Below are 23,090 nucleotides of genomic sequence, written 5' to 3'. Positions count from 1 at the left end.
TCAAAAACTACAATAGAGATGCAAAAATACCCGGGGACAAGCACGCATACAAACAGGTATCGACGTTGACCACAACAAGCCAACGGGGCCATTTATAGAGTGTTCTTACCGATTTTTTTGTCTCAGAAAATAACCTTAGAGCTGTTCATTATTTATCCATGAAAGAGATAAAAATGCTCTGCTCTGAGTAACTTTGATTATTTATTTGGATTAAATAAATAATTACATTTTATTATATTCAGGATCTCACTTTTGCTTTCAGGCACAGCTACAAACTATGTCTGACTTGTAAAATATTTATGGTATCTTTTATCTCGTCCATAAGATTTCTGACATGTTCATCTACATAACATTTTGAATGAAATATTATGTAAACCGGGATGGGATAGGTCCACTCATTAAGAATAGATTGCAATGTGTTATTTTTGATTTTTTCATGACAAAGAAAACTCAAACCTGAACCAATACCCATGCCTTTTTCAATAAAAGAAATAACGGTACGCTCACTGGATACCTTTAAAATAGGCCCTAGTGAATAAGACTCTAATACACCTTTTATTTTGTTACGAAATAACCATTTATCACCGGTAAGGCAGTGCTCAAAATTGATACATTTATAATCAACCAGATTCTGTGGATGAAGAGGTTCACCGTGAACACGCAAATACTCAGGAGAGGCAAGTATGTGAGATTTAAGATTAGTAATTATCTTGGAATAATAACTACAGTTCGGTAGCTCCCCAATATGTACAGCAAAATCAATTTCCTCTTCAATCAAATTACCAAGCCGGTCATCATAGCGAGTATGAACAACAATTTCCGGATTCTTACTCATAAAAGAGGACAATGCATAATGTACATCCGGTATATCGAAAATAACAGGTAACTTAATAGAAACCTCTTTTCTCGAAAAAGAAGATACATTCTCTAATGATTTAACGGTTTCCTCTAATAAAGCATCTATTTTAAGACTTTGCTCATACAGATACTTACCTTCAAACGTAAGTGAGAAAAAACGTGTATTTCTGTTGATAAAACGAATATTAAAACGTTCTTCAAGATTTTTTATGTTTGACATCACCGATGAACGTGAAACATTCATCTTCTTAGCCGCAGTAGAAAAACTTCGATGTTTGGCAACATGGAAGAAAAATAAAAAATGTGATAAGTCCTGTTTCTTTTTCATTTTCATGAAAACCAATCCCTATGTGAATACCAAAACGTTCCATGGAATATAATAGCAAAATGAATTAAAAACCTCAAAAGCACATCGCTAGCCGTCACAGATTTATTGTGTAATGAAAAATTAAAATATTGCCATTATATTAACTGGGGTTTAACCCCAGTTGACGTTCAGGCAAGAAAATCTGTCATTATTTTTCATTAATATAATTTATGATACTCTGTGATGCTTTATGGATCGCTTCAACACTAACTCGCTCATGGCAAGGTAAAACCAGCATCCTCTGAACCATAAGAGAAGCGTTAGGAAAGTCGATATTATTGTCCCCAGAATACTTCGGGGATATATAAAAATCCTTGCAGTAAGGATAATTACTCACAATGGTATTTTTATATCGATAAGTATCAGTATTAATCCCAGCAGAAAACAATTTATTTGCCAGTTCTTTACCTGAGTATTTGGCATCTTCATTCAGTAAACAGACTAAAGAATAACAGTTATGTCTGCTCATTATATCTGTACTTAAAAAATCAATATTTCTTGATGGTTGCAGTGATGTTTTCCATTTTATTTTTCTCTTCTCACGTCCTTGAATTTTGGTATCCAGACTGGTTAGCTGAGCAATGCCGACTGCAGCCTGGAAAGCAGACAATTTATAATTAAGCCCGTCAGTATAACCAAAGCTACCATGCTGCTGGCTGAATCCGATATGCGTAAAGGAACGAATTTTCTCTGCATATTCATCTGAATTTGTCAGAATAAACCCGCCTTCCCCTGTGCTGATCAGTTTGAACTCATGTGTACTAAAACAACCAATATCACCAATTGTACCTTCATAACCAAGTAAAGAGTCTGTCCCTGCCGATTGGGCGGCATCTTCAATAATCGTAATATTTCGCTGACGGCAGAAAGTGATAATATCACTATCAATCGCCCGATACCCCCACATTGAAACAGTGATTAGAACTCGGGTTTTTTTAGTTATTTTATTATCGAGATCTTTTTGGCAGGGCTTAAATGAATTTACGCTACAATCATAGAAAACAGGTATTCCCCCGGCTTGTAAAATAGCGGAAACGGTCATAGGTACACAAATTGCAGGAACCAGAACTTCATCTCCAGGAGAGATAACGGTGAGCAAGCTTGCATGTAAAGCGGCCGTGCCTGATGATACTGCAATAGCATGTTTAGTATTAAAATAATAACTTAAATTTTTTTCATATAACTGAATAACCGATGAATCACCTGACAGCATATCGGCTTCAGTTAATATCTCTAATGTTTTTTGAATTTCCTTTGGTGTTCTTAATGCTTTATATACACAATCGATATACATTATTATTTCTCTGTGATATTTGTTAATGTAATTTCTTCTTTTAGTTTATCAATATAGCCCGACAAATAGGCAACTCTTTTTTTCGCCATAATTTTCCCCGCTTCAGTGTTAATCGTATCAGGTAGTCTCAGTAATTTAGTGTAGAAATGATCCAAAGCATATTTTTTATCGTCAAGTGACCTCTCTATAGCAAAAGGGTCTTCATCACTATATATTTCCTGACCCAATTTACCGGCAACATAAAAAACTCGCGCCAGACCAATGGCACCTAATGCATCAAGCCGGTCAGCATCCTGAATAATTTTCGCTTCAATAGTGATAGGTTTTATTCCCGAGCTATAACTATGGGTACGAATAACATCTGAAATCTGTCCATATAAACTCGTGGATATTTCTTTAAAATTTTCTTTGAGTATTTTTATTGTTTTCTGTGCCGAAAATGTTGCCGAACAATGGCGAATCAATGAATTTTTCGGTAACGATACAATATCATGGAAATAGCTACCAATAATGATGACATCTAAATTACCTCCCTCATATTTATGAATATGTTTACTTTTCTCAGCTACGCGAGTTAAATGACCCAGATCATGTGCTGCATCCTGATTATTTATTTTTTCCCTTTTAAGAAAATTGATTATTTTATTTTCTAGTTCCATTACATATCCACCATAATGATATGTTTCTTCTCTGGCAATGTTTTCAGCATAGATAAGGCGGAAAATTTATATCCATAAATTCTAATTAGCCATCTATCCATGCCATCAAATTTTTGTGTTCCCGTGATAGCCCCTCTACCATGAACACAAGTACGATTATTTAATATGAGTGCATCTCCTGGTTGTAATACAATTTGAGTGATATTTTCTGAATGACTTATCGCGTCAGCCAGCGTTTGTAATGCTTTTTCCGCCTCAGGATTGTTAGCGGTAACTTTACTGGTACTGTAACGAAGCCCCATACCGCCATCATGCAGTTTTTTAAGTATAGAAATATTAGTAATACTGATGACTCTATCGAATGAAGACTGACTAATGGCGGAAAATTGCGGCTTCATTAACGACTCAACGATCTGCGGGCTCAAACTATTAAGTACTGACTCTAAAGGAATCAGGGTTGTGGCAATACCATCAGGATTACGTAAACCCAGTAAACCAAAAACATCGGGTGAAATAGGTTTACCAGGAGTAGGATTTTCCTCAACAAAGTACCCATTCACGACTTCAGTATGAAAACCCAGTTTTTTAGTCGAACGATTGAAGCTCTTTTCATTATTTTTAGCGGGCATTACCATATGGCATAAACGCCCGTTCATCTCGTCCAGGAATGAGCGTGCTGAGTGGCCACTCAGTTTCAATAGCCCTAATAACGCCGATGCAGGAATACGCCAACCTGCAGTATCGGGTGACATATCATCTGTTGGTGTAAAAGGTAGCGACTGAATTGACAAAAAATTCCTTATCACAATATGAGACGTCGTATGATTATCTGAAACAGCGCTGATTCGCTTTAATACTGAATCATCTATAAGCGTCTTCAGCACATCATGTGCAATATTCTCAAGCTCAAGAGGCGTTTCTTCTTGATCATAATTATGGGCTATTCTATTAAGTGCATTCCACACGTTGCGTCCCTGCCTAGATGAAAAAACAATTTCATTGTGCATAGCTTCATCCCAACAATATTAAACATGAGTCTGGTTGTTAACATTCAGTGACATACTCTAGCAAAACAACACTGCCTATAAATGAGCATCAGATGTCAAAATACTGCACAACAAACCCATGCAAACACACTGATATTTATGAGAAAAGAGATCTTTAAATATATTGATCATCTCAAATATATTTAAAGTCATTAAAATATATTTCATAGCAAGAATCAGTACATCATGCATTAAATAAAAATATAAACTCCAGGGTTTCCTTATATATTAAAAACGCCTGATTTTAAATTTCATCACAAATTCTCATCCCGATGACGCGCTAAATCACCATGATTAAAATAAAATCGCAAATAAATTTATTTATTCATTAATATTATTAATTGAACAAAAAAACAGAGGCTAGAATATCTCATCAACAAATGCTAATGAATATCATTCAATTACACTCAGTCTAGTATAAATCTTCATTTAAATATGAAAACACCTGACTATCTATGTAACATATATAGCATAGTTTTTAAGTTATTTTTTTGGCTGAGAGATTGCACAGACAAACGAATGGCAGTATTCACAAGCAGAATAAAGAAGAGGAATGACGGATTTGCTCCGTCATTTTCGCAGTAGTGGTGCGCTATAGCGGTTAAAATACCTGAGTGAATATCTATTTTGATAACAAGTCTTCTGTAGCTATCTCTGACTCATATTTGATAGTCAATCGCGCTATCTTCAGGTTCCAGAGCTAAACGCTTAATCTCATCAACAGACAGCGCAGGGTTGCAAAGCTCGATAAAGCGCCAGACATAATTACGTTGTAATTGTCCCCGGCGGATCCCGAGCCACACTGTGTTGGTATCGAACAAGTGTTGAGTATTAAGATGGACCAGTTCGCCCCCATCAACGCACGCCTGCGAGGCAACCAGACCAATACCTAGCCCTAATTCAACATAGGTTTTGATAACATCTGAGTCCTGGGCACTGAGTACAATATCCGGGATCAAACCACGGCGTGTAAAGGCCTCATCAATGCGAGAACGACCCGTTATTCCCTGGCGGTAGGTAATCAATGGCCAGCGGCTGATATCATCGAGTGTCAGTGGGTTACTCTGAATTAACGGATGTCCTTGTGGGACTAACAGACTGTGGTGCCAGCGAAACCAGGGATAGGCAACCATCGCAGGATCGGTACTTAAGCGCTCACTTGCAATACCAATATCAGCGGCACCACTATGCAGTAAACTTTCAATTTCTTGTGGGGTACCCTGGATCAGTTCAAGTCTTACTTCGGGAAATAAGCTACGAAACGCTTTGATAACCACAGGTAAACTATAACGCGCTTGAGTATGGGTGGTCGCGATGGTCAGAACACCGCTGTCTTCATTAGTGAATAAATCGGCCAGACGTCGTACGCTACTCGCCTCATTCAGAATTCTCTCCGCGATGACGAGCAAGGCTTTGCCTGGTTCAGTCATACCTAATAACCTTTTACCGCGACGGATGAAAATTTCAATCCCCAGTTCTTCTTCCAGTTCCCGGATATGACGACTTACACCCGACTGGGAAGTGAACAACATGTTCGCAACTTCGGTGAGATTGTAATCCTGCCTTGCCGCCTCGCGGATTATTTTAAGTTGCTGGAAATTCATAGTGCCTCCGGGGTCATGATTTTTCTTTGCACTATTGTTAAAGTCATAACCCCGGTAAACCAAATAATAAATACCCTCATCTTATGTCTTTTTGTACTAAAGAAATTTTATCCCGCCATCATCCATAGTGAATTATCAGGTAATGGACGAGAAACGAGCGATAACAATGAATCTTTCACCGCTTCAGATTGTGCAGAAAGTGGCACTCTTGATGACAGATTCAGCGTCAGAGGCAAACTCAGCGATGGCTGGGTAATATGCGCCATCCAGCCATGCGTTGCCGCAACTAAAGAACAAGCTGCTGACTCAGGCAGAATGGTGACGCCCATACCACTTGCAACCACAGCGGTCAGGGTCGCTGTTGACTCAATCTCTCCCATAACTTCAGTGCTCAGACTTCTCAGAGCAAAGGCATGATCAATACGTTTGCGCAACGCGCTATAACCACAAGGCAAGAATAAGTTCATTTCAGCAATCGTATTCAGATCGACCGTTTTTCCCGGGCAGGTTCCACTACCGACCAGAAATAAATTCTCTTTTAATAAGGGCTCGCTGACCAGACCGTCCTGGGCAGAGCTGTCATAGACGATGGCCATATCTAGCTCACCATTCAATAACTTATCATTAAGCACCGCGTTACTGTTTTCATGCAGATGGATCATGACATCAGGTAAACCCGCACGCATTGATTTCAGCATTGGCAAAATAACAACCGAGGCGGCGGCCCCGGGCGCCAGCCCGATAGAAACGGCACCTTTTAATGCTTTACCAACGCTATTTACCGCCAGCTGCGCTTGTTCACACTGTTTAAGTATTGCTTTAGCGTGTGCGTAAAGTACTTTTCCGGCTTCTGTCGGCGTCACACCACGTTTAGTGCGAATCAATAATTGTTGATCCAGTTCGGCCTCGAGGTTAGCCACCTGCTGGCTCAGCGCGGGTTGCGCAATATAAAGCACTTCCGCGGCCTGGGTGAGACTACCGATATCAACGATTTTCACGAAATACTTCAGTCGTTTTAAGTTCATACATTCCCCTTTACGCAACAACCGCGTCAATCCAACAATCAGTCATAAAGTAAATGCAAAATTCTTGCCAATTTATTAAAACGTCGTGAAAAAGACTAATAATATGAATTATAAGAAAATACTATGGTTATTGGGGTGGCAGCATTCCAAAGAAATTGCTAACGCTGCCACCTTATCGGTGCAAGTGCACAACCTTGGTGCAACTTATGAGAAAAATCAGGGTTATTTCAGGGCGCCTTCAGCACTCTTATTACGCAACAGTTGCCCACCATAAGCGCAACTTTATTCCCCAGTAGCTCGTCCAGCCAGTTGTTGTGGAGAGTACTCTTCCCTGATAAATGACTAACATAGTCGGCGTGACGCTGATTTGAAAATGCTGAGATATTGTCCCTGACGGATCGTTGATTACCGGGAAGTGATAACCTTTACGCTGTAATCCTTTCATCACTTCGTCATCGGTTCCGGATCGCAATGCAATCGTCATCACATTATTTCCTTCGTCATACAGTTTTGCGATGTCCGGAGTCGTAAAGCGACAAACACCACACCAACTGGCCCAGAAATACACCAGTAACGGTTTATCAGCACTCAACGTTTCGAGTGTCACGGCCGATCCGCCCAGAGTCTGTAATGACATACTCTCAAAATACGGCGGCGCAACCGGAGCCCGCCACCAGTCCATTGCCAGCATCACAACCACTAGCAATGCCACTAAGATAATGCCTTCACGCAGCCAGCGTAACAGTCTACTTTTCATTGGCAGCCGCCAGTTTTTCCTTTACAACCTCTTCCAGTATCTCCCACGAAACCGCACCGGGGATCATTTCATCACCGATAATCGTTGCGGGCGTACCCTGAACGCCGACCAGCCGCGCTAGCTGTAAGTTGGTGCTCAGAGTCTCCATACTTTTTTCATCCGGTATCACGGCCGTCGCTCTGCTCTTTTCAACGGCTGCAGCAATACTTGCCGTATCGTGCTGACCCTTTTTCTGCATCAGTTTTTCATGTAGTGCCAGAAACTGTTCAGGATGCTGACGCCATGTTGTTAAGACTGTGCGAGCCGATAAAACGGAGCTTTCACCTTTAAAGGGTAGAGGTTTAATCACGACTCTCACCTGCGGATATTTCTGGACTATTTTTTCCAGCAGCGGATCAAGTTGCTTACAGTAGGGGCAGTTGTAATCCGTAAAATTGACGAGGATTAACGTCGGTTTCTCTGCCCCAATACGGGGACTATTGGGATCGTTAAACAGCATCTGGTTAATTAACGCTTCAAATTGCTGCTGCTGCTCGGCTGAAAAAGACTGTTCTGGCGCGGTTTGCGCACGACTGAAGCTGGTATATAAGGCAAAGAATATAATCAAAAAGTATTTCATGGTGTGGCTCCTTTAGCTTCATCGAGCGTATTAATGACTGAGTCACGGCTCAGCAGCGTCGGCAATACTTTCCCTTTAGGAAGTTGTGGGCCATAAATCTGATTAAATGGGATAGCTACCTGTCCGCGGCTACGTAAAAAAGTAGTTATCTCATCAGACGGAAGTGTCCAGTCACCCCGCAAGGCCACGACATCGGATTGTTGCAGTGCATTTTGTACTTCGTCTTTATTCAGCACGTTATATTTATTGGCTTTGCAGGTAATGCACCAGTCAGCGGTGACATCAATAAACACGCGTTTATTTTCGGCCAGTGCTTGTGATATCGCCTGCTCTGTCAGCGGCTGCCAGTCGATATTTTCATGGCTCACGCGTTCCTGAGTCAGTCCAAAATGTGGCAATAATAAACTTGCCAGCCATATGGCCGATCCCAGCATTAGCATCCCCATAAGCAGGCGTACTCTGTTCATCCATCTTCCCGGACGGGGTAGACATAACGCCAGCTCTGGTTTAAGGGCAATAAGCAGCCAGGGCAAGCTCATTCCCAGCCCCAGTGCGAGAAATAATCCCCACAACACGGGATAAGACGCGGTCAAGGCAACAGCCACTGCTGTACCCAAAAACGGAGCGCTGCAGGGTGTTGCAAGTAAAGTAGCAAAAGCGCCCTGCCAGAAATGTCCTGCCATGCCTTGCCCGCCGTGCGTTGCCAGTCGGGTTGTCAGTGATGAAGAGAGTCGGAATTCAAATAAACCAAATAAACTGGCACTAAAGAGCAGCATTACCAGCGCCATCGCGCCAATAAACCATGGATTCTGGAACTGGATCCCCCAGCCTAATGCATGGTTAGTGAGTCTCAGAACGGTCATGAACAGGGCCAGTGCCATAAAGGACAGAATAATTCCTGCAACTGAAGCCAAAAACTGCCAGCGAATTAAACGCCGTTCCTGGTGCTCCACCAACAGAACTGAGCCCAGTTTCATTCCCAGAACGGGTAAAACGCAGGGCATCAGATTGAGGATCAATCCTCCGGCCAGGGCCATCAACACGACCTGCCAGAGCGGCAGAACCTCTGACGTCAGGCTACCGACTGGGGCTACCCCGACGGTAAGCTGATTTTCTTGCGCAATACCCTGGTCTTCCAGTACCAGAGTCAGTAACTGACCACTGATATTAGGCGCTTCCTCGCCCCAGCTGTCGCTAACTGGAATCGAAGCCTTGAGCGTCTGTCCCTCTACATCGAATATCGGTTTACCAAAAACGGCATCACCCAGCGAGTCCAGGTACACATCAGGATTTGACCATCCTTCTGCACGGACGGCTTTGAGCAATAGCTCTCCCTGGCGATAGTCCACTTGCAGGGTTTCTGTCAGACCACTCTTTACCGGGATCTGTCCCATCGCTTTGAAATAATCATGGGCAAAGGTTTCATCCTGGTGAGTCGGCGTAACGCTAAAAGGATAGTCTGTCAGCAGGCAGACATTACTACAGGTAGAGAGAGTCAGTATTCCCCCGAACGTGGCAGGTGCGTCACCCGTCACCTGCATCGGAAATGTCACCTGCTGATGGTAGCCTTGGGTGGTAATCCCTGCGACATCAAAGCGCGCCGGAACTGGCCAGAGCCATTGCACCGGAGCCTGAGTTTCCTGCCAGCGTATCGCTGGCGCAACACCCCCTTCGCCAGGCGATCGCCAGTAGGTTTTCCAGCCATCGGAAAGTTTGATATCCAGCAATAGCCGGGTTTCATTACTGGCATTGATATCTGCCCGTACACGTACCGCAGCATGTGAATTATCTGGCGATGTCAGCCAGTCAGACTCGGCAGCCCAGGAAACGGGCAGCCAGAGTAATAACAGGCATAACAATGCCCGTCTGCAAAGAGTGAACATATTTTTTCTCCGTAAAATGATGAATTAACCGTCAGAAGCAGTTAACTGTCATTCCCGGAAGACGCAGAAGCGGAGATGAACCCTGAGGGAGGGTGAGGATATGACCCTGGGCGGGAAATACCGACGCTGACATGAACGCTCAGGCGCCAAAAGTAATAGCAGCAGACCCAGGGTCAGCAAGACAGCATCAAATAACATCGGCGGCATACTCAGAAGCGACTTCGCACTGAGTTCACAGGGTGTAACGGCCACGTCCTCATCCGGTAAAATAGAATCAGGCTGAGTTAACACAACGCTCGCAACTGTTCCCATCTGCAAGGCGTGCAGACTTAACACGCGTTGTGCACTACAAACGAGTACCACGACACATGCCAGACAAAGGAACCAGAGACCCAGACGCTGCTGTTTAACCATTACATCCTCATATTTTCAATGGTCTTATCTTATGGCCTGGAAATAAAATGGCAATCATTGTGCTGTAAAGTTATCTCAACAAGGCCTTTTTCATACAATTTGTCTGTTTTAACAGCAAACAAACGTTTTTCTATAACGGAAGCTTTGACAACGTCACCCAGCCCCGGTAATATCCGCCCCGTTCAAACGATTCCTCTGTAGTTCAGTCGGTAGAACGGCGGACTGTTAATCCGTATGTCACTGGTTCGAGTCCAGTCAGAGGAGCCAAATTTAGAAAAACCCGCTTAAGGAAACTTAAGCGGGTTTTTTGTTGTGGCTGATAGCCGATAAAAGATCGGATGCAAATAAGAACAGGATCTGAGCCCCCAGAAAAGCTCAAACATGTTTGGTTAGTCGATGGCAAATATTAAGTCCCCAACGAGTTACGGCTATAAGAACTATTAACTCCAAAATTGATAGCAGTTATTTTTTAATACATTCATTCAGATATTAGTGACTATTATCTGGCGTGTTCGCTGTTTTGATAGTGAGGGTATCTTGATAAATTTCCCGAAGGAAAGCGTAGTCAGGCTCTCCACCAGTGGAAGACAAACGTTGAATGCTTCTGCGCCTTTATTTTGCCAGACTCTGCCTTGTAGTCTGGCAATCCTTGCTTCATTCCAGTAAACCTCTGTGCTCCTCCTGAAAATAATGCTTCCCGAGAATAGCTTCACCGTCATCAATTGATTTGTGAATAAGTTTCACGCAACGTTTAGCGTCGCCCGCTTCAAGAGCCAGTAACAGCTGGTCATAATTATGCTGTCCCTTCTCCATATGGGGCGACTGGGGATAAAGATAGTTAAAGCACGGGCCAATCTGCACCCACAGTTGCTCGATAAGCGCCATCAAGGTAGGCATCCCAGCCATTTCATACAGCGTGAAGCGAAATTCCCGGTTGGCCTCTAACGCGCCCTCAACGTTGTTTTCAGCTTTCGCTGCCATAAATTTGGCATTCAGTGTTTTCAGTAAAGCGATTTGATCCCCCGTTTGCAGTTCACAGGCTTGCGACACCGCCAGACCTTCAAGATTTTTGCGAATAAGTGTGATTTCCTGATACCGCGCCAGCGCAATTTTTGGCACCAGAAAAGCTTGGGCGGGGGTGGCATCAAGTGCTCCTGCCGAGACCAGACGCAATAATGCTTCACGCACCGGCGTCACGCTGGTGCCAAGTTTTTCGGCAATTTCTTTGGTGACCAGCCGCGCCCCCGGTTTGAGTACACCAACAATCAAGGCCCCTTTCAGCTTAGCTTCAACCTGCATGGTCAGGCTGACACGCTGCGCTTTTTCCATCTCAAACATATAAGGTTTTCCTTTAGCAAAAAAGTGACTTTGCTTTTGCAATTTAATCCGTAGCATGCCAAAAATACATTATATAGGATATATCATGCATTAAGGAATTGAATATTGATTAACCGTTTTTGTGACACACGAACTTCATCTTAATTCCGTCAACACTTCTGGCGGCTTCACTTTGGGAAAGACCGTAATGAGAATACCTGCCTTTAAACTGGCTTCACTTGCTCTGCTGATCGGCCTGACACCGGCTTTTGCCTCTGAACTGGTGATAGCCCAACCGACGTCCGCTACGGCAATGGATCCGGGCTTCCTGAAGGAATCTGCCACACTCGTGGATAACCTCTTCGATACCCTGGTATTGCGCGATGCCAGTATGCAGCTACAGCCGGGGCTCGCGACCAGCTGGAAACCGCTGGACGATACCACCTGGGAGTTCCAGCTGCGCCCAGGGGTTAAATTCAGCAACGGCGAGCCGGTCGATGCTAAGGCAGTGAAATTCTCTATCGACCGTATTCTCGATCCGGCCAATCACGCTCCGACTATTTCCTATATTCGTACCATAAAATCAGTAGAAGTCACGGGGGATCATCAGGTGAAGATCCACACCACAGGCCCGGATCCGTTACTACCGACACGCATGAGCCGCTACCCGACCTATATTGTGCCCCCGGCCTACGTCACCAAAGTCGGTGCTGCTGAATTTGCGCGTAAACCGGTCGGCTCCGGGGCCTATATTCTCGACGCGTTTATTCCCGATGAAAAAGTAGTGATGCAGGCTAATCCGGATTACTGGCGCGGTAAACCCAGCATCGATACCGTCACCTGGCGGCCTGTCCCGGAAGCCACCGGACGTATAACTGCTCTGCTGACCGGCGAAGTACAGCTGATTGAGGGCGTGCCCGCCGATCTGGTTCCGGTACTGAAAAACAAACCGGGTATACATCTTGAGCAGGTAAAAAATGGCGGCCTGACCATTTATCTCGGGCTGAAGAACTCACAAAAGCCGCTGAATGATGTACGCGTCCGTCAGGCGCTATCGCTGGCATTGAACCGCGCAGCCTATACTCAGGATTTGCTGCGCGGTTTCGGCACGCCGACTGGCACTATGGCGGGGCCGAAAGATTTTGGCTATGACGCGATTTCTGCACCCGTACAGGACATCAATAAAGCGAAATCCCTGCTGGCCGAAGCCGGATATCCGGAAGGTTTCACCCTGCGCTTCCAGGCACCACGCCGCTATATTGCCAGCGCAGACGTCGCACAGGCGATTGTCCAGGATCTGGCTGCAATCGGCGTGAAAGCCGAACTCGAAGTTCCGGAGTGGTCGGTTTATACCCAGCAAGTTGCAGCCCAGAAGCAGGCACCTGTCTATATGCTGGCCTGGGGCTCAACCCAGACACTGGACGCCGATGCCGCACTCTATCCGATTCTGCATTCCGGCGAGCCCTATTCTACGGTGAGTTCACCGGAACTGGATGCCCTGCTCAACAGCAGCCGCATCACGGTTGACCCAGCCAAACGTGAGAAAATTTTGCAGCAGATACAGCAAGTTGTTGTCCAGCAGCAGCCGCTTATTCCGCTATACAAAGAAGATTCCCTGTATGCCCACGCTGACAATGTCACCTTTACTGGCCGCGCCGATGCACGGATCCCGCTGTTTGACCTGAGGATTAAATGATTTTGCTGCGTACTCCCCTGCAAAGGAAGCCACGCCGCCGATTTTATGGCGACGGACTCCTCGGCGGACTGTTGTTGCTACTGGTGATTGTCCCGGCGCTGCTGGCGCCGTGGCTGCCCCTGCCGGATCCGCTGACGAACGATCTGGCCGCCGCCTTTTCGCCACCGGGGGGACATCATCTGCTGGGAACCGATCAGCTGGGGCGTGATTTACTGTCACGTATTTTATCCGGTACGCGGCTTTCGCTGACGGTGGTATTACTGGCTGGCATCATCGCCGCAGTCATTGGTTCGGTGTTGGGTATGATTGCCGGTTATGCCGGTGGCTGGCTCGACGCAATTATTATGCGGCTGATGGATATTCAGCTAGCGGTGCCGTTTATCCTGCTGATCTTATTAGTGATGGCCCTGTTTGGCGCATCGCTGACCAATATCATCTTAATCATGGGGGTGACCAGCTGGGCTATTTATGCTCGTGTCGCCCGCGCCAAAACGCTGGAAATCCGCGAGCTGGAATTTATAGAATCGGTCAAAGCGATGGGATTTTCCACCCCTCGCATTTTGCTACGCCATGTCCTCCCCAATCTGATGACCCCGCTGATTGTGTTGCTGACGCTGGATATTCCACGGCTGATTGTGCTGGAGGCCTCGATTGGTTTTCTCGGCATGGGCATTCAGCCCCCGACACCGACGCTGGGTAATCTTATCGGTGAAGGCCGATCCTATATGCTGCTCGCCCAGTGGCTGGTGCTCTATCCAGGACTGGTGATTGCTGCCCTGGTGATTGGCTGCAATCTGCTCGGCGACAGCCTGTTGCGTAAAACCCACACGAGGATCGACTGATATGCTGCGCTATATTTTGCAACGTCTCGGTCAGTCAGTGCTGGTCATGTTTGGCGTATCGCTGCTGATTTTCTATAGCCTGCACCTGACCGGCGACCCGGCGGCGGTGATGATGCCGCCGGGCTCCAGTCAGCAAGAAATAGACAATTTCCGCCACAGTATGGGATTTGACCGCTCGCTACCCTGGCAGTACTGGCACTATTTAACTGACGTTCTACAGGGCAATCTGGGGGAGTCGCTACGCTACAGCCAGCCGGTTACCGAACTTATTGGCCAGCGCGTTCCAGCCACCCTGCTGCTGGCCTGCACCGCCTTAATCTGGAGCACTATCGTCGGTTTGCTGCTCGGCATCGTCAGCGCGTTATATCAGAACACCCCCTGGGATTTAGTCGCGCGCCTGCTGGCATTCAGTGGCCAGGCAGTGCCGGTATTCTGGCTTGGCTTGCTATTAATCATCGTTTTCAGTCTCAATCTGCGCTGGTTACCCTCCAGCGGCTATGGCAGCGCCAGTCAGCTGGTAATGCCAGCTATTAGTCTCGGCGCCTATTATATGAGTGCCATTGCGCGACTGATCCGTGCCAGTCTGATTGACGTTCTGCAACAAGATTACATCCGCACCGCTCGCGCCAAAGGGCTTAGCCAATGGCGCATTATCGTCCGCCACGGTTTACGTAATGCACTAATCCCGGTGATAACCGTGCAGGGCATGTATTTTGCTTCCCTGCTTGGCGGTGCGCTGGTGACTGAAATTATTTTTGCCTGGCCGGGTATCGGCCGCCTCGCGGTTCAGGCTATTCAGAACCGCGATTTCCCGCTGGTACAGGCCATTGTACTGCTCGCAGCAGCGGTGTTTGTCGGCATCAACCTGATTATCGATTTGCTCTACGTGGTACTCAACCCGAGGATCCGCCTGTGACAGATATAATTTCCCCGTCACTACAATCGACGCTCGATTTACTCAACACGATGACGCCGTTCGTCAGCGTTTCCGGCCAGCTCGGTCAGCAACGTGCACTGGCGCAGTTTCTGGAAGAGTGGATCCTCCAGCACCTGCAGGGTATGCCAGTATTGCCGGTCAGCGTACAGCTCGACGAAAACATCCCCCCACTGGTGCATATGCGTATTGATCGTCAGGCGGCAAAAACCCTGGTGTTATACAACATGTACGACGTGATGCCCGCCACCGAGGAGGGCTGGGAGTTTTCGCCTTTTACCGGCGGTATCACCGAATGGCCGGGAACCGGTGCAGTCTATATCGCACGCGGTGCTGAGAACAATAAAGGGCCGCTGGCGGGCATGCTGATGGCGGTAAAGTCGCTATGTGATTCAGGCCAGCTGGAGGTTAATCTCGAAATCATTCTCGAGGGTGAGGAAGAAACTGGCAGCGGTCGGTTACGTCGTTATCTGGCGCAGGAACCCTGCCCGGTGCCGTCCGCAGGTGCGGTATTTTTCCCGTCACTGTGCGAATACAGCGGCGGTGAGCCCCGTGTCTACCTGGGGTTCAGTGGGCTGAGCGGCGGCCGTTTACGGATCAAAGGCGGCGCATGGGGCGGACCTCATGCGGCAATCCACGGCAGCAACGCTAACTGGATTGCTAATCCGGTATGGCGGCTGGTTCATGCCCTTCAGGCTATTGCGCCTGCCGAAGACAGCGGCGTGATCGTTCGTCATGCCATCGATGAACCTGCTAATCAATTGCTGCGTAAGCTGGCTGAACAATTCAGTATCAGTGATGAGTTGCACTTTCGCCGCAGCGAAACCTTATCAGTGAGCGGCGATACCCTGTCCTGCCTGCAACAGCTGATTAACGGTGCGGTATTGAATATTTCAGAAATCTATAGCTCCCCACAGCAAGCTCGAGGAGTTATCCCCCATAGTGCCAGTGCAGAACTGGCGCTGCGCGTACCGCCGGATATTGACGGTGAAACCCTGCTGACAGCAATCCACCAGAAGCTCAGCCAACCGGAATTTGAAGGTGTGGAACTTGAACTGGATGACAGTTATCCCGGCCACCGTTTTCCACGCAACAGCCCCGGCGTCGATGCCCTGCTCGCCAGCTATCAGGCCCAGGGCGCGACACCACAAATCTGGCCCTGGGCACCCGGTTGCGCACCGGCATATACCTTTGCCCGCATCGCTCCCGCTTTTCTGATTGGTGGTCTCGGCCACGGCGGCAATGCTCACGGCGTGAATGAATTTGTCACCCTGCGCGGGCTGGAGCGTTTTCAGCAATCCGTTATCGACTGGATTCATTGTTATACCCACGACACCTCTTTTTCTGCCTTGCCTGAATAATCTGGCGAGGCCTTGCGTCAACGTCCGGGAAAGTTTTAAACGATAAGCACCAGGAAAATTATAATGAAACAAGCAGATGATTTTGAACGTGTTTCACTGGGATTCTTCCCTACGCCGCTGGAAAGTCTGCCCACTCTGGGCGATTCACTCGGCATCACACTGGATATCAAACGTGATGATTACACCGGTTTCGGCGGCGGTGGCAACAAAGTCCGTAAACTGGAATATCTGATGGCTGATGCCTGTCGTAAGCAGGTGAATGTAGTCATCACCACCGGCGGACATCAGTCTAACCACGCGCGGATGGTAGCCGCCGCGGCGCGTAAGTTCGGCATGAAACCAGTGCTGGTACTGCGCGGCAACCCGCCTGCAGTCTATCAGGGCAACCTTCTGCTCGATAAGCTGTTCGGCGCTGAGCTGGAGTTTCTCGACCCCGATGGCTATTTCACTCAGATTGAAGGGGCGATGAATGCCCATGCTGATGCGGCCCAGATGCGTGGTGAAAAAGCGCTGATTATCCCGCTGGGTGGTGCCACGCCGCTGGGTGCCCTGGGCTATGTGCGCGCTATTGAAGAAATGGATGCCCAGCTCAAAGAACGCAACCAGCTGCCGCCAGAGGTGATTGTTGCCCCGACTGGTTCCGGTGGCACCCTTGCCGGGCTCTATGTCGGCGCACGTAAATACTGGCCGGAAACCAAAATCGTTGGCATCAGCGTCAGTGCCAAAGCGGAATGGTTCCAGACCCGTATTTCCACTATGGCACAGGATTGCGCTGATTTGCTGGAATGGCCGCAAAACTGGACGCCGGAAGACATCTGGATTGAAGATGAATTTGTCGGCACCGCGTACGGTATACCCTCTGAAGGTGGTATCAATGCCATTTATCGCGTCGCACAGGCTGAAGGGTTACTGCTGGATCCAGTCTACACGGGTAAAGCGATGCACGGGCTAATCAGCCTGGTTGAGCAAGGCAAAATCAGCGCCGGATCCCGGGTGATTTTCGTGCATTGTGGCGGTTCACCCGCCCTGTATCCCTTTGCACAGACTTTACTGGAGCACTGAGTTCATGCAGGATTTTCGCTATCTGAGCCAGCAGGATGTGATAGCGCTCGGCGGGACTCTGGCGCAGGCCGCGCTGGATGATGTGTTTGACGTTATCACCTTAATGCGTCAGCTGAAGGCGCAGATGCCTGCGGAAACCCACGTCAGCCTCGCGGGTTCGCGGGGAAAAGCCTACGCCCTGCCGGCTTTCGTAGGCGGGCGTTTCAATGCCGCAGGCGTGAAATGGACGGCACATCGTCCGGATGCCCGTGACGGCCTGCCTCAGGCGATGGCGATGACGCTGATTAACTGCGCGGATACCGGCCTGCCTCTCGGACTGGTGGAAAGCGCGGTGCTGACCGCCACCCGCACGGCAGCCGTTTCAGCGCTGGCATTACGCCATGCCGCGCCGCGCCCGGTACAACGTATTCTGTTACTCGGCACCGGCGTACAGGCCACCGCGCATCTCGATATGCTGCGACAGCTTTTCCCCAATCTAAAACAGGTCAGTTGGTGGAGCCGCAGTACTTCTGCTTTTGCCACTGACTGCAAAAAACTGCCCTGGCCGCTGCTCAGAAGCACCGATTTACAGCATGCCTGCGAGCAAGATTTCGATGCGGTAGTCACCTGTACCAGCGCCGCAGAACCTCTGCTGGGCACAGAAGTCATCCGCCCCGGTCGGCTGATTATTCAGGTTGGTTATCACGAAGTAACATTTGCAGCGATTGCCCGCTCGACAAAAGTCGTCGTCGATTTATGGGGAGATTTCTGTGAAACCAGTGCCAAAAGTCTTTTCCAGATGTATCGCGCCGGACACTTTTCGCCAGAGCACGTGGACGCCGATTTAAGCAATCTGCTGTTCGATGGCTGGCAGCCTGCGCCGGATGACAGTGTGTTTTTCTCCTCGTTTGGTCTCAATGTTTTCGACATCGCCCTGGCGGCACGTATGCTTTCATGCGCGCAACAACAGGGAGTCGGCACACTGTTACCGCTTTTTCCGGAGCCATTTTACCTTGCCTGATTATTCAGTTTTATCTTTGCCGGGCATCATTATCAGTTCCACAGAGCTTATTGAACGTCGCCAGAAAGGCGAGATATTTGCGCTGATTGATGTGCGGGAAATCGCTCAGTGGCAGGCCGCAACTCTGCCAGGTGCACACCATCTGAATGTGTATGATTACTTTATTCCCGACAGTACCGAAGCCGGTGCAAGCAGCCTGCTTAATGCTTTTCAACGTGCCTGGCAGACGCTAAATATCAGTGACAACGTTATTCCCATTTTCTTTGAACAACAGGTCGGTATGCGCTCCCCGCGCGGGGCATGGTTTGCTCTGTGCGGTGGTATCCAACAGCCGCTGGTACTCGACGGCGGGCTGGAGGCCTGGCAACGTGCAGGCGGGGCTCTTATGCCTGGAAGCGGTAACTGCGCGGTAGTGAGCGCTGAAAACCCGGATTACCGGGCTGACGACGGTGCGCGCATTGCACAGCTAAACGCGCTAACGGCAACGCGAGCGGAAGTGCTGGCAGCGGAGGTACAAATTCTCGACGTACGGCGCCCGTCAGAATTCAGCGGTGAATTTGCACATGAATGTTGTCAGCGCGCAGGAAGAATTCCCGGTGCACGTTTGTTGTTCTGGGAAGATGTGGTGCATAACGGCGCGTTTCGGGATGCCGAAGAAATTCGTCAGCTCGCAGAACAAGCGGGATTACAACCCGACCAACGGGTGGTTATTTATTGCCACCGGGGCGCTCGTGCTGCCACGGTATTCATCGCCTTACAACTGGCAGGTTACTCGCAGCTGGCCATTTATGTCGGTTCCTGGCATGAATGGGCAGAACATGCGGAACTGCCCCTGCTGACCGGTTTTAACTGACATTGCGTAGTTGCAGCGCACCGATGATATCTGGCGCTGCTGCCAGCAACTTTTGTGTATAGGCATGTTGTGGTGCGCCCAGCACCTGCGCAGTCAATCCACTTTCCACAATGTAGCCGTGATACAGCACCACAACGCGGTCACAGACCTGTTTCACCGCCGCAAGATCATGGCTGATAAACAGCACCGTCAGGCCGAGCTTACAGCGGAGTTCATCCAGCAGCGCCAGTATTTGCCCGCGAACCGAGAGATCTAACGCAGACACCGCTTCATCCGCCACCAGCAGTTCAGGCTCTAACGCCAGTGCGCGAGCAATCGCCACGCGCTGACGCTGACCGCCTGAAAAGGCACTTGGCAACCGGCTGGCGTGGTGTGCTTCCAGCCCCACCAGCTTCAATAATTCATTTACCCGCGTCTGGATCTGCCCGGCAGGGCGTAGTTTATAGACCCGCAGCGGTTCAGCTATTTGCTCACCGATGGTTATTTTCGGATTCAGGCTGGCATACGGATCCTGAAAGATAATCTGCGCGCGTCTGTGTATTTTCTTCCGGGTGGAGTGACTGGCGCGGGTCAGGGAAACACCGTCAAATTCGATATCACCGCTGTCGGTTTCCGTCAGACCAATAATAGCCCTTCCCAGTGTGGTTTTCCCTGAACCGGACTCACCGATCAGCCCGAGAATTTCACCGCGACGAATATCCAGCGAGGTCGGGAAAAGTACCGTATGGCGTTTTGCCGGAACGAATGGCAGGTGCTGTGCCTGGGGATAGCTTTTGGTCAGTTCACGCAGACGAACCAGAGGCGATTCCGCGCTAATTTCAGCCGTAACCGGGCGCGGTTCAGGCTGAGAAGCAGCAATCAGTTTGCGGGTGTAATTCTCCTGAGGATCGGTAAGCAGTTTTTCCACCGGTCCTTGTTCCACCAGATTTCCCTGATGCATAACATAAGCACGATCGGCATAACGCGCCACTAAACTCAGGTCATGCGTGATCAGCAGCACACCCATCTCCATTTCCTGCTGTAATTCTTTCAGCAATGCCAGAATCTGTGCCTGAATGGTGACATCCAGCGCGGTGGTCGGTTCATCGGCAATCAGCAGCGACGGTTTACAGCTGATGGCGCTGGCAATCATTACCCGCTGACGCATGCCGCCGGAAAGCTGGTGGATATACTGTTTCGCTCTCTGCTCCGGTTTCAAAATACCCACGCGATCCAGCAAAGCGATGGCTTCACGGTGCGCTTGCTTCCAGTTTATGCCCTGATGGCGCACCAGCACTTCAGCTATCTGTTCACCGACTTTCAGCACCGGGTTCATGCTGGTCATCGGTTCCTGAAAAATCATTGCCAGCCGTTCACCCCGCACCGAGGCGTCGAACTCTGCTTGCGGGCTGGCAATTTGCTTATCTGCCAGCCAGACTTCACCGCCCGTCATACTGACACCCGGCGGCAGCAATCCCATCAGGGCCAGTGAACTCAGCGTTTTACCGGATCCTGACTCCCCTACCAGCGCCACCATTTCACGGCGATTCACCTGCAGGGAAAACGGTTTGACCAGCGGTAATCCAGCATCAGTGTGAATGGCGAGGTGGTGAACGTCGAGTAAGGGTCTGGCAGTCGTCATAGGAGCGATCCGGCGAAGAATTAAATATCGAGGATATATCGTATATCCGTGAGGGGCAATCCTTATAAGATAGTTCTATAGTTCAATTAGCGCTAGGTTATGTCTGTTTGAAAGGAAGGCGCTTTCCATATAAATCACCAGGAAATTCACTCAATTTTTTTGCGCAATATTAACGCCATCCCTTTAGAGAACTGAAACAAGCTAGAGTGCCCATTCTATTTTTCCTCGGCCTGAGTTTTTTGCACTGTATAAAGTTACATCAACTCTTTTAAAGAGTTCCTCAACCGATTCATCTTTCTTTTTCTCGCCAATTCCCATAGTAATTGAAAGCATTGCTTCGTTATTTATACTTATTTTCTTTGATGCATTAAAAATGCTTGTTGAAATAACTTCAACCTGACTTCTTGACATATTGTTGATTAGGATAGCAAATTCCTCACCCCCTATTCTTGCAGGCGTACAAAACTTACTCATAAACGTTGAGAGAAGGTGACCAAAGTCATTAAGAACAATATCTCCTACATCATGCCCCCAGGTGTCATTGATTTTTTTAAAGTGATCGATATCTAATATAATTAGATAGAAGCTTTCATCTTTCAGCTCTTCAAGAGTTTGAATAAAAAATCTTCTGTTGGGTAGCTTTGTCAGCTCATCTCTGAAAGAAGTGATATTTGCCTCTGAATACATGACATCAAGCTTACGAATGAGTTTAAAGCTAAAAAAACAGACGATAAACATGCCCAGATTTATCAGTAAATCTTCACAGTAGAAGCCAACCCAAATGGGTTGTGGTATAAATTCATCAGCCAGGTCGAATGTTTGACCTGCAATCCATATTACAAAACCCGCTCTTATTATTTTTACATTATAGTTATAAGCTGGTACCTTGAAAGTTAACACTAACATTGAAACTAAAAACAGCACAGATGAAACGTCAAAATAAAAACCAGCTTTAGAAAATGCTTTGCCTCCCTCTAAATCACCAAATAAATAATAATTTGCAGATATAATAATAGCTATCATTATAAGAATGGGCATAACCACAGTGGCACATATATAGAGTGCAGAGACTTTTTTTCTCATAAACTTATGTTTAATAAACAATGTCACTTCCTTTTTTACGACTTATACTTGAGCTCACTGCAAACTTGATTGAAGATTAATTATTTTTCTAATTCATTTAATTGTCAATACATGATGTTAAAACCCGGAGTGCCTTAAGGGTAATTCGCTGAACAGAGACATTAGCGATACTCTGGCAGCTATATGCAAGAAACAGAATTACAGCAACTGATATCATTTTTATCCTGATACAACTGCTGTAATGTAAAATTCATAGAAATATAATTTTATTAACGATGTTTTAGCGCAGATAATCCTGACGCTTCCGAGTCGCTATTCATTAAACAACCTCGTGGTAAACCGCCTCAATATTGTACCCGTCAAGGTCAAGGATAAACGCAGCGTAATATCCGGGATGATACTGAGGCCGGTAACCCGGCATACCATTATCTTTTCCACCCGCCTGAAGGCCTGTACAGTGGAATGCGTTCACTTCCTCTTTATTTTTTGCACTGAAGGCAAGATGCATCCTGGGCGTGGAGGGGGTGCCCTGCATGATCCAGAACGCGCCGCCAGGATCGGCCCCGTTTTCTGGTCGGGCAGGACCAAAACCAACTGCCTTGTCCGGAATTTCAAGTCGGACAATATGACCAAGGCTTGCCAGAATACGCATGTAAAACAGTTTACTGTCTTCAAGACTGGTAACGCTGAAGCCGGTATGATCTATCATTATTATACTCCCGTCAGCAAAGAAGAGTATGCAGTAAAGCATGCAACCACCGACGAGCGTTTGATTTGGCATAAGAACTGATGACT

Annotated in this window: 21 protein-coding genes and 1 tRNA gene; 8 read left to right on the top strand and 14 right to left on the bottom strand. The window is 47.6% G+C overall.

Going from position 1 to position 23,090, the window contains the following annotated elements; all coding sequences use genetic code 11:
- Positions 1–268: 268 nt before the first annotated feature.
- From M2387_RS20535 to M2387_RS20490, 10 genes are all read right to left on the bottom strand, one after another.
- Positions 269–1,192: a LysR substrate-binding domain-containing protein gene (locus tag M2387_RS20535; protein ID WP_259052176.1), complete on the bottom strand. Its 924-nt coding sequence runs from the start codon at positions 1,190–1,192 to the stop codon at positions 269–271.
- A 181-nt stretch (positions 1,193–1,373) separates the two neighbouring features.
- Complete coding sequence (locus M2387_RS20530; RefSeq protein WP_259052173.1) at positions 1,374–2,519, bottom strand: DegT/DnrJ/EryC1/StrS family aminotransferase; 1,146 nt, start codon at positions 2,517–2,519, stop codon at positions 1,374–1,376.
- A gap of 2 nt (positions 2,520–2,521) precedes the next feature.
- Positions 2,522–3,178: an HD domain-containing protein gene (locus M2387_RS20525; RefSeq protein ID WP_259052171.1), complete on the bottom strand. Its 657-nt coding sequence runs from the start codon at positions 3,176–3,178 to the stop codon at positions 2,522–2,524.
- Positions 3,178–4,185 carry a TauD/TfdA family dioxygenase gene (locus M2387_RS20520; protein WP_259052169.1) on the bottom strand — a complete coding sequence of 336 codons (1,008 nt, stop codon included), beginning with the start codon at positions 4,183–4,185 and terminating at the stop codon, positions 3,178–3,180. Before M2387_RS20520 ends, M2387_RS20525 begins: the two co-directional genes overlap by 1 nt.
- A gap of 698 nt (positions 4,186–4,883) precedes the next feature.
- Positions 4,884–5,828, bottom strand: coding sequence for an HTH-type transcriptional regulator Cbl (cbl, locus tag M2387_RS20515; RefSeq protein WP_259052168.1), 945 nt, complete (start codon positions 5,826–5,828; stop codon positions 4,884–4,886).
- A gap of 107 nt (positions 5,829–5,935) precedes the next feature.
- Positions 5,936–6,853 (bottom strand): nitrogen assimilation transcriptional regulator NAC, encoded by a 918-nt coding sequence (nac, locus tag M2387_RS20510; RefSeq protein ID WP_259052166.1) that lies wholly within the window; start codon positions 6,851–6,853, stop codon positions 5,936–5,938.
- 250 nt (positions 6,854–7,103) lie between these two features.
- Entirely contained in the window at positions 7,104–7,610 is a 507-nt protein-coding gene (locus M2387_RS20505; protein ID WP_259052164.1) for a protein disulfide oxidoreductase, read from the bottom strand.
- Positions 7,600–8,229 (bottom strand): DsbA family protein, encoded by a 630-nt coding sequence (locus M2387_RS20500; protein WP_259052162.1) that lies wholly within the window; start codon positions 8,227–8,229, stop codon positions 7,600–7,602. Before M2387_RS20500 ends, M2387_RS20505 begins: the two co-directional genes overlap by 11 nt.
- Positions 8,226–10,112 carry a cytochrome c biogenesis protein CcdA gene (locus tag M2387_RS20495; RefSeq protein WP_259052161.1) on the bottom strand — a complete coding sequence of 629 codons (1,887 nt, stop codon included), beginning with the start codon at positions 10,110–10,112 and terminating at the stop codon, positions 8,226–8,228. The genes M2387_RS20500 and M2387_RS20495 overlap by 4 nt, the downstream gene beginning before the upstream one ends.
- A gap of 48 nt (positions 10,113–10,160) precedes the next feature.
- Positions 10,161–10,526 (bottom strand): copper resistance protein, encoded by a 366-nt coding sequence (locus M2387_RS20490; protein WP_259052160.1) that lies wholly within the window; start codon positions 10,524–10,526, stop codon positions 10,161–10,163.
- Between the two features lie 191 nt (positions 10,527–10,717).
- On the opposite strand from M2387_RS20490, the gene M2387_RS20485 reads away from it, so the two are divergent.
- Positions 10,718–10,793, top strand: a tRNA-Asn gene (locus M2387_RS20485).
- 387 nt (positions 10,794–11,180) lie between these two features.
- On the opposite strand, the gene M2387_RS20480 is transcribed toward M2387_RS20485, so the two are convergent.
- Positions 11,181–11,864 (bottom strand): FCD domain-containing protein, encoded by a 684-nt coding sequence (locus M2387_RS20480; RefSeq protein ID WP_259052159.1) that lies wholly within the window; start codon positions 11,862–11,864, stop codon positions 11,181–11,183.
- 187 nt (positions 11,865–12,051) lie between these two features.
- Between M2387_RS20480 and M2387_RS20475 the strand changes: the two genes are divergently transcribed.
- From M2387_RS20475 to M2387_RS20445, 7 genes are all read left to right on the top strand, one after another.
- Positions 12,052–13,539 carry an ABC transporter substrate-binding protein gene (locus M2387_RS20475; protein ID WP_259052158.1) on the top strand — a complete coding sequence of 496 codons (1,488 nt, stop codon included), beginning with the start codon at positions 12,052–12,054 and terminating at the stop codon, positions 13,537–13,539.
- On the top strand, positions 13,536–14,381 hold the full coding sequence (locus M2387_RS20470) for an ABC transporter permease (protein WP_259052157.1): 846 nt from the start codon (positions 13,536–13,538) through the stop codon (positions 14,379–14,381). The genes M2387_RS20475 and M2387_RS20470 overlap by 4 nt, the downstream gene beginning before the upstream one ends.
- 1 nt (position 14,382) lies before the next feature.
- Complete coding sequence (locus tag M2387_RS20465; protein WP_259052156.1) at positions 14,383–15,297, top strand: ABC transporter permease; 915 nt, start codon at positions 14,383–14,385, stop codon at positions 15,295–15,297.
- On the top strand, positions 15,294–16,676 hold the full coding sequence (locus M2387_RS20460) for a M20/M25/M40 family metallo-hydrolase (protein ID WP_259052154.1): 1,383 nt from the start codon (positions 15,294–15,296) through the stop codon (positions 16,674–16,676). The genes M2387_RS20465 and M2387_RS20460 overlap by 4 nt, the downstream gene beginning before the upstream one ends.
- 63 nt (positions 16,677–16,739) lie before the next feature.
- Positions 16,740–17,738 carry a 1-aminocyclopropane-1-carboxylate deaminase/D-cysteine desulfhydrase gene (locus tag M2387_RS20455; protein WP_259052151.1) on the top strand — a complete coding sequence of 333 codons (999 nt, stop codon included), beginning with the start codon at positions 16,740–16,742 and terminating at the stop codon, positions 17,736–17,738.
- 4 nt (positions 17,739–17,742) lie between these two features.
- The gene (locus M2387_RS20450) at positions 17,743–18,738 is read left to right on the top strand and encodes an ornithine cyclodeaminase (protein WP_259052148.1); all 996 of its coding nucleotides are present in this window, start codon (positions 17,743–17,745) and stop codon (positions 18,736–18,738) included.
- Positions 18,731–19,591 (top strand): sulfurtransferase, encoded by an 861-nt coding sequence (locus M2387_RS20445; RefSeq protein ID WP_259052146.1) that lies wholly within the window; start codon positions 18,731–18,733, stop codon positions 19,589–19,591. The genes M2387_RS20450 and M2387_RS20445 overlap by 8 nt, the downstream gene beginning before the upstream one ends.
- On the opposite strand, the gene M2387_RS20440 is transcribed toward M2387_RS20445, so the two are convergent.
- From M2387_RS20440 to M2387_RS20430, 3 genes are all read right to left on the bottom strand, one after another.
- Positions 19,584–21,212, bottom strand: coding sequence for a dipeptide ABC transporter ATP-binding protein (locus M2387_RS20440; RefSeq protein ID WP_259052143.1), 1,629 nt, complete (start codon positions 21,210–21,212; stop codon positions 19,584–19,586). The two genes, M2387_RS20445 and M2387_RS20440, sit on opposite strands and share 8 nt — an antisense overlap.
- 201 nt (positions 21,213–21,413) lie before the next feature.
- Positions 21,414–22,316: a GGDEF domain-containing protein gene (locus M2387_RS20435; RefSeq protein WP_259052141.1), complete on the bottom strand. Its 903-nt coding sequence runs from the start codon at positions 22,314–22,316 to the stop codon at positions 21,414–21,416.
- A gap of 298 nt (positions 22,317–22,614) precedes the next feature.
- Positions 22,615–23,004, bottom strand: coding sequence for a VOC family protein (locus M2387_RS20430; protein ID WP_259052140.1), 390 nt, complete (start codon positions 23,002–23,004; stop codon positions 22,615–22,617).
- Positions 23,005–23,090 lie beyond the last annotated feature (86 nt).

This window comes from Klebsiella sp. BIGb0407 (genome assembly GCF_024807845.1).
Taxonomy (GTDB): Bacteria; Pseudomonadota; Gammaproteobacteria; order Enterobacterales; family Enterobacteriaceae; genus JGM124.
This window is presented reverse-complemented; position numbering and strand designations above follow the sequence as displayed.